Genomic DNA, 13,659 nt, shown 5'->3' with positions numbered 1-13,659 from the left:
GCAACGAGCAAGACTGGCGGAAGGAAGCCTCTCATGGCTGAAAGCACTTTTGATGTCGTCGTCGTCGGCGGCGGTCCCGGCGGGTATGTCTGCGCGATCCGCGCGGCCCAACTTGGGTTCAAGGTCGCCTGCGTGGAAAAGCGGCCCGCGCTGGGCGGCACCTGCCTGAACGTCGGCTGCATCCCCTCCAAGGCGCTGCTGGCGGCGTCGGAGAAGTTCGAGGAAGCGGCCCACGGGCTGGCCAAGTTCGGCATCAAGGTCGGCGGCGTCGAACTCGACCTGCCCGGCATGCTGGCGCACAAGGACAAGGTGGTTAAGGACAACACCGGCGGCATCGAGTTCCTGTTCAAAAAGAACAAGGTGACGTGGCTGAAGGGGGCCGGGACCATCACCTCCGGCACGACGGTCGAGGTCGAGGGTGTCGGCACCGTCACCGCGTCCAAGGCCATCGTCATCGCCACCGGGTCGGAAGTCACCCCGCTGCCCGGCATCACCATCGACGAGAAAAAGATCGTTTCCTCCACCGGCGCGCTGGAGCTGCCGGAGGTGCCCAAGCGTCTGGTCGTCATCGGCGGCGGCGTGATCGGGCTGGAGCTGGGGTCGGTCTGGGGCCGTCTGGGCGCTCAGGTCACGGTGATCGAGTATCTCGACCGCATCCTGCCGACGATGGACGGCGAGATCTCCAAGCAGTCGCAACGCATCTTCGCCAAGCAGGGCATGACCTTCAAGCTCGGGGCCAAGGTCACGGGGGCCACGGTCGGCGACGCCGGTGTCGCGCTGACGGTCGAACCGGCGGCGGGCGGTGCGGCGGAAACCATCGAGGCCGACGTCGTGCTGGTCGCCATCGGCCGCCGCGCCTTCACCCAGGGCCTGGGCCTGGACACGGTCGGCGTCGAGCTGGACAACCGAGGCCGCGTGAAGATCGGCAAGCATTTTGAAACCAACGTGCCGGGCATCTACGCCATCGGCGACGTGGTGGAAGGCCCGATGCTGGCCCACAAGGCCGAAGAGGAAGGCGTCGCGCTGGCCGAGCAGTTGGCCGGGCAGAAGAGCCACGTCAACCACGACCTCGTCCCCGGCGTCGTCTACACCTGGCCGGAAGTCGCCGCCGTCGGCAAGACGGAAGAGGAGCTGAAGGCGGCGGGCATCGCCTACCGCACCGGCAAGTTCCCCTTCACCGCCAACGGCCGCGCGCGCGCCGGTGGCAATACCGACGGTTTCGTGAAGATCCTGGCCGACGCCACCACCGACACGGTGCTGGGCGTCCATCTGCTGGGGCCGAATGTGTCGGAGATGATCGGCGAGTTGGTGCTGGCCATGGAGTTCAGCGCGTCGTCCGAAGACATCGCCCGCACCTGCCACGCCCACCCGACCCTGTCGGAAGCGGTGAAGGAAGCGGCGCTGGCGGTGGACGGTCGCCCGCTGCACATCTGATCGGGCATCCGGTCAGAGGGCTGAGGTGAACAACGCCCGCTCTTCCGTGCCGATATGGCGGGGAGGGCGGGCGTTTTGTTTTTTGACACCGATGAACACAGATGGACACAGATAAATAGGATGAATGTCGAATCTCGGTTGCGATTCGAGTGGTATCATTGCGACAATTTTTAAAATTAAAACACTACACTGCGACCAAATTTGAATATTTCAAGATAAATACAGCATTCCAGTTCATCTTAAAAATCTGTGTCCATCTGTGTTCATCGGTGTCAAATCCCCACCCAGACATTCCAAAACGGCACCGGGCGGGTGAGTGGTTTCCCACCGCGCCCGCCCGGTATTATTCAAGGATCAACCGATCCGTCAGCAAACCGATCAATAGGTGTAGAACAGTTTCTGGATCGCCTTGCTGTCGGTGGTCTTGGTCAGGGCGAGCATCAGGAGGATGCGGGCCTTTTGCGGGTTTAGGGTGTCGCTGACCACGAAATCCAGCTCGTCGTCGTTGGCTTCGCCGTTGCGGGCGACGATGCCGTTGCCGACGCGGGACGAGCGGACGATCAGGACACCGGCCTTGCGGGCCTCGACCAGACCGGGCTTCATCGCGTTGGACAGGCTGCCGTCGCCGACACCGGCGTGGATGATGCCCTTGGCCCCGGCCTTCACGAAGGCGTCGAGCGCGATGCGGTTGTTGTTGGCGTAGCCATAGACGATGTCAACCTGCGGCAGGCTGTCGAGCTTGCTGATGTCGAACTCCGTCTCGGCGGTGTGCTTGCGGATGACCTGCCGGTAGAAATGCGGCTTGTTGTCCTGCATGTAGCCGAGGAAGCCGAGTTCCGGCGTGCGGAAGGTGTCGGCGGTCGAGGTGTTGGCCTTGGTCACGTCGCGACCGGCGTTGATCTGGTCGTTCAACGACACCAGCACGCCCTTGCCGACGGCGTCCTTGCTGCCCGCCAGGGTGACGGCGTTGTAGAGGTTGATCGGGCCGTCGGCGCTGATGGCGGTCGACGGGCGCATCGCGCCGACGATCACCACCGGCTTGGTGCTCTTGACCGTCAGGTTCAGGAAATAGGCGGTCTCTTCGATGGTGTCGGTGCCGTGGGTGATGACGATGCCATCGACGTCCGGCTGGGCCAGCAGCGTGTTCACGCGCTTGGCCAGCGTCAGCCAATGCTCGTTGGTCATGTTTTCGCTGGCGATCTGGAAGACCTGCTCGCCCTTGACGTTGGCGACCTTCTTCAGTTCCGGCACCGCTTCGATCAGGCGTTCCACGCCGACCTTGGCGGCGGTGTAGCCGACGGTGGTCGTGCTGGTCGCCCCCGTCCCGGCGATGGTCCCGCCGGTGGCGAGGATGGTGACGTTGGGCAGCTTGTCTTGGGCAAAGGCGGCGGCGCTGGTCAGAAGCGCGGTGCAGACGGCGAGCGCGCTGGCGAATGTGGTCATCGACACGTGGTGATCTCCATGCCCTGCGGCGCGGTTGGTGCGCCGCTCGTTATTGTTGGCGAGGGGAACAGTCCGTTTTCCGGGTGAATGGCGATGGGCGCGCCGGTGAATGGTGCGTCAATGGGGCGAGCGCCGGGTGTAAGGCAGCCCTGCGAAAAACGCCGACGCGGCCCGTCCGATGAAACGGGATCATGACAAAACAGTCCAATTGCATAACAATCAGTTGTCGCGCTAAAATGCTTGGGTCAAGCCATCGGCGACGAACGCCACGCCGGGTGCGCCCGATCCTCTGGCATGGCGTTTGCGGTGTCATTGGTGCAAGGGGACGGGTCGGCGTTCCGTCCCTCTCCTCACCATCTTCTGCCCGGCGGAGGTTGCCCTTTGTTGGACACAGGCGCACAGGACAGGACAGGCCATCGCGCGCGGGTCTTCACCGCCCGCTCGGTGGACGCCAGCCAGCACGCGAGCCTTGCCAAGGGCTGGGATCTGACCTTTGCCCAATGGTCGCCCGGACGCTTCAACGGGGCGCTCGCCGCCGTCCAGCTCGACCGGATGCAGATCCTGCGCGACCAGACCAATCGGTCCTTGAGCAAGCAAGGGACTGCCTGGCCCGGCTCCCTGGTGTTCAGTTTGCCGATGGGGGCCAGCGGGGACGGGCGTCTGGCCGGGCGGACGCTGTCCTTTCCCTCCGGCCTGCTGGCCAACGCGGGCAATTTGCCGGAGTTGCGCACGCCCGAACAGCTTGATCTGGTCTGTGTCGCGGTGGATCGCGGATGGTTGAGCGACATGGCCGACGCGTCCGGCTGCGCGCTCGCCGCCCGCCGGATCCGAACCACCCCCAACCGGCTGCATGGATTGCCATCGACCAACCAGCGCCTGTTTCAAAGCTTTGAGGATATTTTCGGCAACCTGCCCGAATTGGCGCAGACGCTGGAGCATCACGCCAGCCGGGTTGCGCTGGAAAGCCTGGTGGCCGACCTGCTGCTGGAAGCCCTGTCCACCGGTGAGGGCGATGATCTGCGCGCCTGTCCACCGCACAAGCGCGTTGTCGACAAGGCCCGCGCCTATGTGATGGACAACATGGACCGCCAACCCACCATCGACGACGTCTGCCGCCATCTCGGTGTCAGCCGCCGCAAGCTTCAGAACTGTTTCCATCAGACGCTGGGGTGCAGCCCGGCCCAGTTCCTGCGGGTGATGCGGCTGAACGGCGTCCGGCGGGCCTTGCAAAATCCTGGGCAGACCAGCCCGGTGTCGGTCGGTGACGTCGCCGCCCATTGGGGCTTCTGGCATCTGAGCCGTTTTGCCGGTGACTACCGCGATCTGTTCGGAGAACTGCCGTCCGAAACGCTGCGCCGCGCGCGGGCGTGAGACGCAGGACAACCAAAAGGGAACACCGGAAACGCCACGGCGCAGCCCCTTCGCGGGGAAGGGCTGCGCCGTGCGTGCCGGGGGGGGAAGGAGGGCAGCGGGACTGTCAGCGCGCCTGTCTTGCCACCGTCCCGCTTACAGCGCGTTGATGGGCGGCACGCGCCCGGCCCAGGGCTGGGCCGCTTCCAATTGCCCGGCCAGCGAGAACAGCCGCGATTCCGCCCCGAAGGGCGCGGCGAAATGGCTGCCGATCGGCAGGCCCGCGTCGCTCCAGAACAGCGGCACCGACATTGCCGGTTGGCCGCTGGCGTTGAACAGCGCGGTGAAGGGCGAGACGCTGTGGAACTGGTGGATGAGGTCGTCCAGGGTCTGGTCGTCGTGCATGTCCAGCGCGCCGACCAGGACCGGCGGCTTGGCCAGGGTCGGGGTCAGGATCAGGTCGCAACCGCTGAAGACATTCGCCATGCGGCGGCCAAGCGCGTGGATCCAATCCACCGCCGCCGCGTAGCGCGCGCCGCTCACCTCGCCGCGCGCGCGGAGCAGAACGCGGGTGCGCGGCTCCAGATCCTCTTCGTTCACCGGATGGCCGCTGACCTGCCCCAGGAACGTCAACAGGCTGCGGGTCTGGGCACCGATGATGGTGAACACGGTGTCGTAGAACTCCAGCGCGTTGACCGGCAGCGTCGTTTCTTCGACGTGATGACCCAGGCTTTCGCACAGCGCGGCGGTGTGATCGACGGCGGCGAGACAGGCCGGATCGGTTGGCCAGGGGGCGAGGTTGCGCACCAGCCCGATCCGCAGCGCCGTCGGCGGGCGGTTGACCGCCGCCAAGAACGGTTCCGTCTGGGGTGGAGCGTCATAGGGATCGCCGGGGGCCATCCCGGCGGTGGCGTCCAGCAGGGCGGCGCTGTCGCGCACCGACAGGGTGATCGCGTGGTTGATGCCCATTCCGGCCCAGCCCTCGCCGATCAGCGGCCCGTTGGACACGCGCCCGCGCGTCGGCTTCAGACCGAACACGCCGCAGCAGGAGGCGGGAACCCGCAGCGATCCGCCGCCGTCGTTGCCATGGGCGAAGGGGACCGCCCGCGCCGCCACCAGGGCCGCCGCCCCGCCACTCGATCCGCCCGGCGTGTGGCTGGGCGACCAGGGGTTGCGGGTGGCTCCGAGCAGCCGGGACTCGGTGGCGTAGGAGGTGCCGAACTCCGGCGAGGTCGTGGTTCCGGCGATGACCACGCCCGCGCGGCGCAGACGGGCGACCACCTCGCCGTCCACCGGGCCGACGCCGCGCGCACAGGTCAGCGACCCGTTGGTCATGCGCACGCCGCGCACCGGCATGAACAGGTCCTTGATGACGGTCGGAACGCCGTGGAAGGGGCCGTCGCCATTTGCGCCATCGCGCACGGTGCTCCGTGCGGAGTCGCGCAGGTCCTCAACCATGGCGTTGAGCGCCGGATTCACCCGCTCGATCCGCCCGAGGATGTCCTCCAGCGCTTCCGCTGGCGTGATGGTCCCCTGGCGGATCAGCGCCGCCAGACCAAGGCCGTCCCGCCATTCCGTGGCAACGGTGCTGTGATCCATGATTCCGTCTCCTGATGCATCGGAAAAAGGCCGCAGGGGGGAGGGTCCAACCGGCCCCTGCGGCAAGTGGGTGCAAACGCTCACACGGTGGGTGCGGAGGGGGGGTTACGCCGGATCCGCGCCGTGAGCCGGTCGGGCGCGGCGTGCGCCGACCAGCAACCACGTTCCGGCCAAGGCAAGGGTGGCGACGCTGAACACAGCGATTGCCGAGGGGATGCTGTGCGTGGTCGCGGCGATGATGGCGATCACGATCGGGCTGACGAACTGGCCCAGATACAGGCAGGAGGTGAAGCCGCCCACACCGCGCGCCCGCGCCGATTCCGGCAGGTTTTCCAGCAGTGGGGCCAGCGCGTTCGGCACCAGCATGCCGCCGCCGAAACCATGGATGGCGACCGCCACCAGCACGGCGTTGTAGCTGTCGGCGCGCGCCATCAGCCACAGCCCCACCGCCAACAACCCCAGCAGCAGGGCGTTGACGAACGCGGTGCCGATGCGGCGGCGGACCAGGGGCCAGGCCATCGCCCCCGCCAGCGTCGCCAGCAGACCCAGACCGGCGCACAGGCCGATCAGGGTGCTGGAGGTGACGCCCAGACCGGCGATGACGACCGGTGACTGAACCGGCACGATGAAGCTGGCGAGCATCCCGAGGAAAATCAGGGTGTAGGCGGTGGCCACCCGCCCCCAGGCCGCCCGGTCCAGCGTTGTCCGTGGCCCGTTTCGCCGTTCGGCGCGCGTCGGCTCCCACAGCGTCGCCGCCATCACCGGCAGCAGCAGCAAGGGCAGCAGATAGAGCAGGAACGGCGCGCGCCACGAGGTTTCACCAACCGCCCCGCCAAGCACGAAGAAGATCGAGCCGATCACCGCGATCGTCACCACCTGGCGGCCGACGTAACGGGAACGGTCCGCCCCCTGCCAGTAATCGCCGATCAGGGTCGTGCAGCAGGTCATCACCATGGCTTCGGCGCAGCCGAACAGCAGGCGCGTGGCCAGAATGTGCGACAACTCGTTCAGCTGGCTGGGGGCGGCCCCCAGCAGCGCGTACAGCAGCGTCGCCAGCATCAGCATCGCCTTGCGCCCGAACCGGTCGGCCATCCAACCGGCGATCGGGGCGAACAGCGCGATGGTCAGGGCCGGACCGGCGGCGACCAGCGGAACCAGCGCGTCGGCGTGCGCGGTGGTCGGCCCGAATTCGGCCCCGATCTTGGGCAGGACCGGGGCGATCATCACCGACCCGACGATGGTCAGGCTGCCGCCCAGCAGAATGACGGCCCCCTGTTTGCCGGTGGCTTGCCGGGGGGCGGGGGGAGAGGCCGTGTTGGTCATGTCCACCCTCCCTTAGAACGAGTAGGCGACGCGGAGCGCGGTGGCGATGCCCTGGGACCGGTTCCGCGCCCCGAACTCCTTGTAGCTGTGGACCGTGACCAGCGGCATGCCCGGTTCGAAATAGCTGAGGGCAGGCCCGACGGCGAAGACCCGCGCCCGGTTGCCGGTGCCCGAACCCGGTCCGGTGTCGTCGGTGATCTGCTGGTACCAGTATCCGCCCAGCCCCGCCGTGACCGGGCCGACATGCTGGCCGACGGCGAACTCGTGCTTGAACTCGATGCCGCTGCGGTACTTGGTCTTCGGGTTGACGGTGTTGATGTTCAACTCGACATTCGAGGACAGCTCGAACCCGCCTTCGGTCAGATAGGTGACGCCGACCACCGGGGCGAAGGCCCAATGGTTGGCACCGGGGTTGAACAGCCGGTTCACGTTGTAGCTGCCGGTCGGGGCCTGAATTTGGGCGGCGGCGTTGATGAACAGGTTCTTGGCCTGCCATTGCAGCATCACCGGATAGACCTGGATGTCGCCCAGCTTGAACACCTGGCTTTGCAGATTGAGCGGGCCGACCGGGGTCCGGATGGTCAAATGACCGCCCATGTCCAGAAACGGCACGACGCCGCCGAAGCCGTATTTGGCCCCCAGAACCTCCACGTCGGTCATTTTGATGTAGGCCGCGCCGACGGACAGCACATGCAGGTTGAAATCGGAATTGGCGGTGTTGCCCCACCCGTCCTTGACCGAGGTGGCGGAATAGAAATTGGTGCGCAGCCCCACCGCGCCATAGGGCGTGGGCGGCGGCAACATGCCGGCCCCAAAATCAAACACGCCGAACGGTGTGGTCGGCGCGCCGTTTTCCGTCGCCGCCGCACCGGACGCCCACCCGCCGACCGCCGCGCCGATGACCAGTGCGGTTGTGATGGCGGTAGCGGCCAGACGGGTCTTGCGCCGACGGGTTTTGATGGAAAGTTGGATGCTCATGACGCCCCCTGTTCTTTGATTGCTTTGTGGGGCAAGCGTAGGCAGGGGGAATGATTGACCGTTATCCGGTTTCGGCACGAATCAATCGGGGTCGATCCAGCGTAAAACGCGGGGTGCCGGGGGCTACCCCTTGCGCGCCCGTGGATGGGCGGAGCGGTAGACGCTCATCAACTGTTCGTTTTCCAGATCGGTGTAGCGCGCGGTGGTGGAGAGCGAGGCGTGGCCGAGCAAATCCTGGATCGCGCGCAGATCGCCGCCATCGGCCAGAAGATGGGTGGCGAAGCTGTGGCGCAGGGCGTGCGGGGTGGCGCTGTCGGGCAGATTCAACAGGGCGCGCAATTTGCGCATCTGCAATTGGGCGACGCTGGCCTGCAAGCGGCCCCCACGCACGCCGACGAACAGCGGCCCGTCCGGCGGCAGGGTGAAGGGGCAAACGGCGAGATAGGCGCGCACCGCGTCGCTGACGGCGGGCAACACCGGGATCATCCGCTCCTTGCGGCCCTTGCCGGTGACGCGCAGGGTGTCGGACAGCGGGGCGTCCTTGCGCGCCAGACCCAGCGCTTCGGAAATGCGCAGGCCGCAGCCATAGAGCAGGGTGTAGAGCGCGCGGTCGCGCTGGCCGACCCAAGGCTCCTCGCGCTCCTGCTCGCTTTCACTGAGAAAGCGGTCGGTGTCGATCACCGTCAGCGGGCGGGGCAGGGGGCGCTTGACCTTCGGCGTGGCAAGGCTGGCGATGGCCGGGTTGTGCAGCCGCCCGCTGCGGTCGAGCCAGCGGAACAGGTTGCGCAGCGAGGCCAGCTTGCGCGCCCGGCTTGCCCCGATCAGGCCATCCATCGACAGGCGCGACAGCCAGGCGCGGAAATCCCCGGCCTTCAGCTCCGACAGGTCGTTCAGGCCGGGTGGCTGCCCGCCGCGATAGCCGGTGAGAAAGACCAGGAATTCCGCCAGATCGGCGCGGTAGGCCGCGCGGGTGTGGGGCGACAGCGTGCGTTCGCTCTCCATCCAGCGCAGCCAATGGTCCAGCGCGTCCTGAACGTCGGGCTGGGCGGAAAAACCGAGAACCGGTTGGGTCATGCGGGCAGGTCCAGCCAGCCCCGGATGACGCGTTCGATCACGCGGGCCAGGAAACCGACCAGATCGGTGCCTTGCCCCTGCTGAAAGGTGTGGGGATCGCGGCTGCCAAAGGCGAGCAGCCCGTCGGGGGTTTCGCTTGACACCTGGATGCGGACCAGCGCTTCGGACCGCACCAGCGCGGCGGCGTGGCCATAGAGCAGCGGATCGCCAACGATGTCGGCGTTCAGGGCGACGTCGGCGTGCCCCAGGAGATCGGCCACCGTCCCCGCCGCCACCACCCGCACGCCGGAGGTCTGGACGTGCGGAATGTCGCTGCCGTTGGATTCCACCACCAGACAGGCGACGTCCAGATCCAGCAGAACCGCCAGATCGTTGGTGATGGTGTGGATCAACTGTTCGAAGCTCTGGGCGTCGAGCAGATAGAGGACGGCGGCGTGGATGCGGTTCTGGCTGTTCAGGTTGGCCCGGCTGGACCCGAGCAACTCGCGGTTCTGGTCCTTCAACCGCCGCAGGTCGCCGCGCAGCCGGTCCACCATGAACATTTGCAAATCCACCACACCCCGCCCGCGATCGATCGAGGGCGGGGTCAGGTGGGGAACCAGATCGGCGTTCTGGACCAGGAAATCCGGGTGTCCCCGCAGATAGGCGCGGACGTCGTCGCAAGAGACGGCGTGCGTCGGTCGTTGGGTGTGTCCCGTTTCCCGGCCCATGGGCGTCGTCCCGTCACCGGATCAGAGGATGGATTGACCGGTCTTCTGCCAATCGGCGACGAACTGCGCCAGGCCCTTGTCGGTCAGCGGGTGGTTGAAGAGCTGTTTGAGCACCGACGCCGGGGCCGTGACCACATGCGCGCCCAGGCGGGCGGCCTTGACGATGTGGATCGGGTTGCGGATGGAGGCGACCAGCACCTCGGTCTTGAAATGGTCGTAGTTCTTGTAGATCTCGCAGATCTCGGTGATCAGGCCCATGCCGTCCTGCCCGATGTCGTCCAGGCGGCCGACGAAGGGGGAGACGAAGGTGGCACCGGCCTTGGCGGCCAGGATCGCTTGCGCCGGGGAGAAGCACAGCGTCACATTGACCATCGTCCCCTGCGACGACATGATCTTGCAGACCTTCAGGCCGGCGGGGGTGAGCGGAACCTTCACCGCGACGCGGTGGGAGATCTTGGCGATCTTCTGCGCTTCCTGCAACATGGTCTCGAAATCGGTCGAGGCCACCTCGGCGCTGACCGGGCCATTGACCACGTCGCAGATTTCGGCGACCAGATCGAGGAACTGGCGGCCGCTCTTGGCGATCAGGGAGGGGTTGGTGGTCACACCGTCGAGCAGACCGGAATCGGCCAGATCACGGATTTCGGCGATGTCGGCGGTGTCAACGAAGAACTTCATGACGAAGGATCCATGCTTTCAGAAAATGACCGGGTCGGCCTCACCGGCGGCGCGCCGATGGCCCATCCCGAGCCGCGCTTGGGACGTTGCGTCACTTTAGCCCATGCGTGAGGCTTCCGCCAGTTCCCGCCCGCCCGATTCCGGGGATCCGCAAGGCGATCTTCTGGGGATGGGCGCGCGCGTCGCCGTGCTGCTGCCGCTGCCGCTGCCGCTGCGCGAGGCCTACGACTATGGCGTGCCCGCTGGGATGGCGCTCAACCCCGGCGATTTTGTCGAGGTGCCGCTGGGGCCGCGCCGGGTGATCGGCGTGGTCTGGGGGCCGGGGGCCGGGGTGGTGGAGGCGCGGCGGCTCAAGCCGGTGATCCGCCGGTTCGATGCGCCGCCGATGACCGCCGTGGCCCGGCGCTTCGTCGAATGGGTGGCGGCCTACACCATGACCTTGCCCGGCTTCGTGCTGCGCATGGCGATGAGCGTTCCGGCGGCGCTGGAGCCGCCGCGCGAGACGCTGGCCTATCTGCTGCGGCCCGACGCGCTGGCCCCGCCCGGCTTCAAGATGACCGACGCCCGCCGCCGCGTGCTGGCGCTGCTGGAGGACGGCCCGCCGCGCACGCCCGGCGAACTGGCGGAGGAGGCGGGCTGCGGCGTGACCGTGGTGCGCGGGCTGGCCGAGGCCGGGTTGCTCGAGCCGCTGCTGTTGCCGCCGTTGCCGCCGGGCGGGCGGCCCGACTGGACCCGGCCCGGCCCGACCCTGTCCGACCATCAGGCGGCGGCGGCGGACGATCTGCGCCAGCGGGTGCGGGCGGGCGGCTACACCACCGTGCTGCTGGACGGCGTGACCGGATCGGGCAAGACGGAGGTCTATTACGAGGCCATCGCCGCCGCGTTGGAGCAGGGCAAGCAGGCCTTGATCCTGCTGCCGGAAATCGCCCTGTCGGCGCAATGGCTCGACCGCTTCGCCCGCCGTTTCGGCGCGGCCCCGGCCGAATGGCATTCGGAATTGACCGGATCGCAGCGCCGCGACACCTGGCGGGCGGTGGCCAAGGGCGAGGTCCCGGTGGTGGTCGGCGCGCGCTCCGCCCTGTTCCTGCCTTACCCCGATCTCGGCGTCATCATCGTCGATGAGGAGCATGACTCCGCCTACAAGCAGGAGGAGGGGGCGATCTACCACGCCCGCGACATGGCGGTCGCCCGCGCCCATCTGGGTGGGCTGCCCATCGTGCTGGTGTCGGCCACCCCGTCGCTGGAAACCAAGGTGAACGCCGACAGCGGGCGCTACACCCGGATCGCGCTGCCCTCCCGCCACGGCGGGGCGCAGTTGCCGGAGGTGGCGCTGGTCGATCTGCGGCGGGACCGCCCGCCCGCCCGCCATTGGCTCGCCCCCAGCCTGCGCCAGGCTTTGGCCGACACGCTGGCGGCGGGGGAACAGGCGATGCTGTTCCTGAACCGGCGCGGCTACGCCCCGCTCACCCTGTGCCGGGCCTGCGGCCACCGGATGCAATGCCCGAACTGCACGGCGTGGCTGGTTGAACACCGGTTGGCCCGCAAGCTCCAATGCCATCATTGCGGCCTGCAACAGCCCTTGCCCCCGGCCTGCCCGGAATGCGGGGAGGAAGGGACCATGGCGGCCTGTGGCCCTGGTGTGGAGCGCATCGCCGAGGAGGTGGCGGAGCTGTTCCCCGACGCCCGCGCCGCCATCATGGCGTCCGACACCCTGTTCGGCCCGCGCGCCATTCAGGAGATGGTGCGCAAGATCAGCGACCATGAGCTGGACCTGATCATCGGCACCCAGGTGATGGCCAAGGGCCATCATTTCCCCATGCTGACCCTGGTCGGGGTGGTGGACGCCGATCTGGGGCTGAACGGCGGCGACCTGCGGGCGGCGGAGCGCACCTATCAATTGCTGCATCAGGTGGCCGGACGGGCGGGGCGGGGCGAGCGGCCCGGAACGGTCATGCTGCAAACCTTCATGCCCGAACATCCGGTGATGCAGGCGCTGGCGGCTGGCGACCGCGACGGCTTTTATCAGTTGGAAGCGGAGATGCGGCAGGACGCCGGGATGCCGCCCTTTGGCCGTCTGGCCGCGCTGATCGTGTCGGGCGAGGATCCAACGCTGGTGGACCGGGTGGCGCTGGCGCTGGGGCGGGCGGCCCCGCGCGACGACACGGTGCATGTGCTGGGACCGGCCCCGGCCCCGCTGGCGTTGCTGCGCGGTCGGCACCGCCGCCGCCTGCTGCTGAAGGCCCCGCGTGCGACGCAGGTCCAGGCCTTGATCGCGGCCTGGTTGGAGCGGGTGGAGATTCCGCCCGCCATCCGGGTGCAGATCGACGTGGATCCCTACAGTTTTCTATAAATGCGAAACAATTGGTCGGTATGGCTGCGGCGAATTGTCCGCTTCGCGCCAGCATGGCACCTGTGACGATTGATCCGTTGCGCACCGATCCAACATGGTACTACCACACAAGGCTGGCACACGAGGCTCGCCCCGCGTGGGCGCGCGTTCTTCTTCGGATCGTTTGATGCACTGGCTGTCTCGCCAATTCCATCGCCACACCCTGCTGACGGTTCTGCCCGTTCTGCTGCTGCTGCTCATCATCGCGCTGGCGGCGGGCGCGCCCGCGCGCACCCGTGGCACCGACGCCGAAGCGCTGGCGATGATGGACCGGGCCGAAGCCTTCTTGCGGCAGGACGGCGTGGCGGCGGCGGTCGGGGCCTTCGCCAACCGGGCCGGACCCTTCATCGACCGGGATCTGTACCCGATGGTGCTGGACCGCGACGGGGTGATGCTGGCTCATGGCTGGACCCCGTCCCTGAACGGATCGGACCTGTCCGACCTGCGCGACGTGACCGGCAAGCCCTTCATGCGGGAGGTGCTGGACGCGGTGGCGGGGCAGGGGCACGCCGATGTCACCTATCAGTGGTTGGACCCGCTGTCGGGCCAGATCACCCGCAAGACGCTGCACGCCCGGCGGCTGGTGCTGAACGGGCAGGAGCACACGCTGGCGGTCGGCGTCTACCGCTGAGGCGCTGCGACTCGCTGTCAAAAGAGCGGTCGGGGCGGTCGTTTTCGCGG

Annotated in this window: 11 protein-coding genes; 4 read left to right on the top strand and 7 right to left on the bottom strand. The window is 67.5% G+C overall.

The genetic code is table 11. The features are described from left to right. The first annotated feature begins 33 nt into the window (after positions 1-33). Positions 34-1,434 carry a dihydrolipoyl dehydrogenase gene (gene lpdA, locus EJ903_RS13430; protein ID WP_126616093.1) on the top strand — a complete coding sequence of 467 codons (1,401 nt, stop codon included), beginning with the start codon at positions 34-36 and terminating at the stop codon, positions 1,432-1,434. Between the two features lie 378 nt (positions 1,435-1,812). On the opposite strand, the gene EJ903_RS13425 is transcribed toward lpdA, so the two are convergent. Beyond that, positions 1,813-2,877, bottom strand: a complete 1,065-nt coding sequence (locus EJ903_RS13425) for a type II asparaginase (protein WP_126616297.1) — start codon at positions 2,875-2,877, stop codon at positions 1,813-1,815. Positions 2,878-3,261: 384 nt separating this feature from the next. Here EJ903_RS13425 and EJ903_RS13420 point away from each other — a divergent pair, with 384 nt between their 5' ends. Then, on the top strand, positions 3,262-4,248 hold the full coding sequence (locus EJ903_RS13420) for a helix-turn-helix domain-containing protein (RefSeq protein ID WP_246015540.1): 987 nt from the start codon (positions 3,262-3,264) through the stop codon (positions 4,246-4,248). Positions 4,249-4,383: 135 nt separating this feature from the next. On the opposite strand, the gene EJ903_RS13415 is transcribed toward EJ903_RS13420, so the two are convergent. The 6 genes from EJ903_RS13415 to fsa form a co-directional block, all read right to left on the bottom strand. Continuing rightward, the gene (locus EJ903_RS13415; protein ID WP_126616091.1) at positions 4,384-5,826 is read right to left on the bottom strand and encodes an amidase; all 1,443 of its coding nucleotides are present in this window, start codon (positions 5,824-5,826) and stop codon (positions 4,384-4,386) included. A 105-nt stretch (positions 5,827-5,931) separates the two neighbouring features. Further along, positions 5,932-7,149, bottom strand: coding sequence for an MFS transporter (locus tag EJ903_RS13410; protein ID WP_126616088.1), 1,218 nt, complete (start codon positions 7,147-7,149; stop codon positions 5,932-5,934). Positions 7,150-7,161: 12 nt separating this feature from the next. Beyond that, positions 7,162-8,127 (bottom strand): SphA family protein, encoded by a 966-nt coding sequence (locus EJ903_RS13405; RefSeq protein WP_126616085.1) that lies wholly within the window; start codon positions 8,125-8,127, stop codon positions 7,162-7,164. Positions 8,128-8,250: 123 nt separating this feature from the next. Next, positions 8,251-9,201 carry a tyrosine recombinase XerC gene (locus tag EJ903_RS13400; RefSeq protein ID WP_126616082.1) on the bottom strand — a complete coding sequence of 317 codons (951 nt, stop codon included), beginning with the start codon at positions 9,199-9,201 and terminating at the stop codon, positions 8,251-8,253. Further along, a complete protein-coding gene (locus EJ903_RS13395) occupies positions 9,198-9,911 on the bottom strand; it encodes a DUF484 family protein (RefSeq protein ID WP_126616079.1) in 714 nt (237 codons plus the stop codon). The genes EJ903_RS13400 and EJ903_RS13395 overlap by 4 nt, the downstream gene beginning before the upstream one ends. 21 nt (positions 9,912-9,932) lie before the next feature. Then, positions 9,933-10,589 (bottom strand): fructose-6-phosphate aldolase, encoded by a 657-nt coding sequence (gene fsa / locus EJ903_RS13390; RefSeq protein WP_126616076.1) that lies wholly within the window; start codon positions 10,587-10,589, stop codon positions 9,933-9,935. 103 nt (positions 10,590-10,692) lie between these two features. On the opposite strand from fsa, the gene EJ903_RS13385 reads away from it, so the two are divergent. Together EJ903_RS13385 and EJ903_RS13380 are read left to right on the top strand one after the other, a co-directional pair. Next, positions 10,693-12,939, top strand: a complete 2,247-nt coding sequence (locus EJ903_RS13385; RefSeq protein WP_126616073.1) for a primosomal protein N' — start codon at positions 10,693-10,695, stop codon at positions 12,937-12,939. 166 nt (positions 12,940-13,105) lie between these two features. Then, a complete protein-coding gene (locus EJ903_RS13380; RefSeq protein WP_126616071.1) occupies positions 13,106-13,609 on the top strand; it encodes a cache domain-containing protein in 504 nt (167 codons plus the stop codon). The last annotated feature ends 50 nt before the right edge of the window (positions 13,610-13,659 follow it).

Source organism: Azospirillum griseum, from assembly GCF_003966125.1.
Classification (GTDB): Bacteria; Pseudomonadota; Alphaproteobacteria; order Azospirillales; family Azospirillaceae; genus Azospirillum; species Azospirillum griseum.
The sequence above is the reverse complement of the archived record's forward strand: the minus strand, read 5'-3'. Positions and strand labels throughout refer to the sequence as shown.

Excerpts from the sequence above, each read along its gene's own strand:
- lpdA (WP_126616093.1), top strand. The coding sequence starts at position 34 with ATGGCTGAAAGCACTTTTGATGTCGTCGTCGTCGGCGGCGGTCCCGGC.
- EJ903_RS13425 (WP_126616297.1), bottom strand. The coding sequence starts at position 2,877 with ATGACCACATTCGCCAGCGCGCTCGCCGTCTGCACCGCGCTTCTGACC.
- EJ903_RS13415 (WP_126616091.1), bottom strand. The coding sequence starts at position 5,826 with ATGGATCACAGCACCGTTGCCACGGAATGGCGGGACGGCCTTGGTCTG.
- EJ903_RS13410 (WP_126616088.1), bottom strand. The coding sequence starts at position 7,149 with ATGACCAACACGGCCTCTCCCCCCGCCCCCCGGCAAGCCACCGGCAAA.
- EJ903_RS13405 (WP_126616085.1), bottom strand. The coding sequence starts at position 8,127 with ATGAGCATCCAACTTTCCATCAAAACCCGTCGGCGCAAGACCCGTCTG.
- EJ903_RS13400 (WP_126616082.1), bottom strand. The coding sequence starts at position 9,201 with ATGACCCAACCGGTTCTCGGTTTTTCCGCCCAGCCCGACGTTCAGGAC.
- EJ903_RS13395 (WP_126616079.1), bottom strand. The coding sequence starts at position 9,911 with ATGGGCCGGGAAACGGGACACACCCAACGACCGACGCACGCCGTCTCT.
- fsa (WP_126616076.1), bottom strand. The coding sequence starts at position 10,589 with ATGAAGTTCTTCGTTGACACCGCCGACATCGCCGAAATCCGTGATCTG.
- EJ903_RS13385 (WP_126616073.1), top strand. The coding sequence starts at position 10,693 with ATGCGTGAGGCTTCCGCCAGTTCCCGCCCGCCCGATTCCGGGGATCCG.
- EJ903_RS13380 (WP_126616071.1), top strand. The coding sequence starts at position 13,106 with ATGCACTGGCTGTCTCGCCAATTCCATCGCCACACCCTGCTGACGGTT.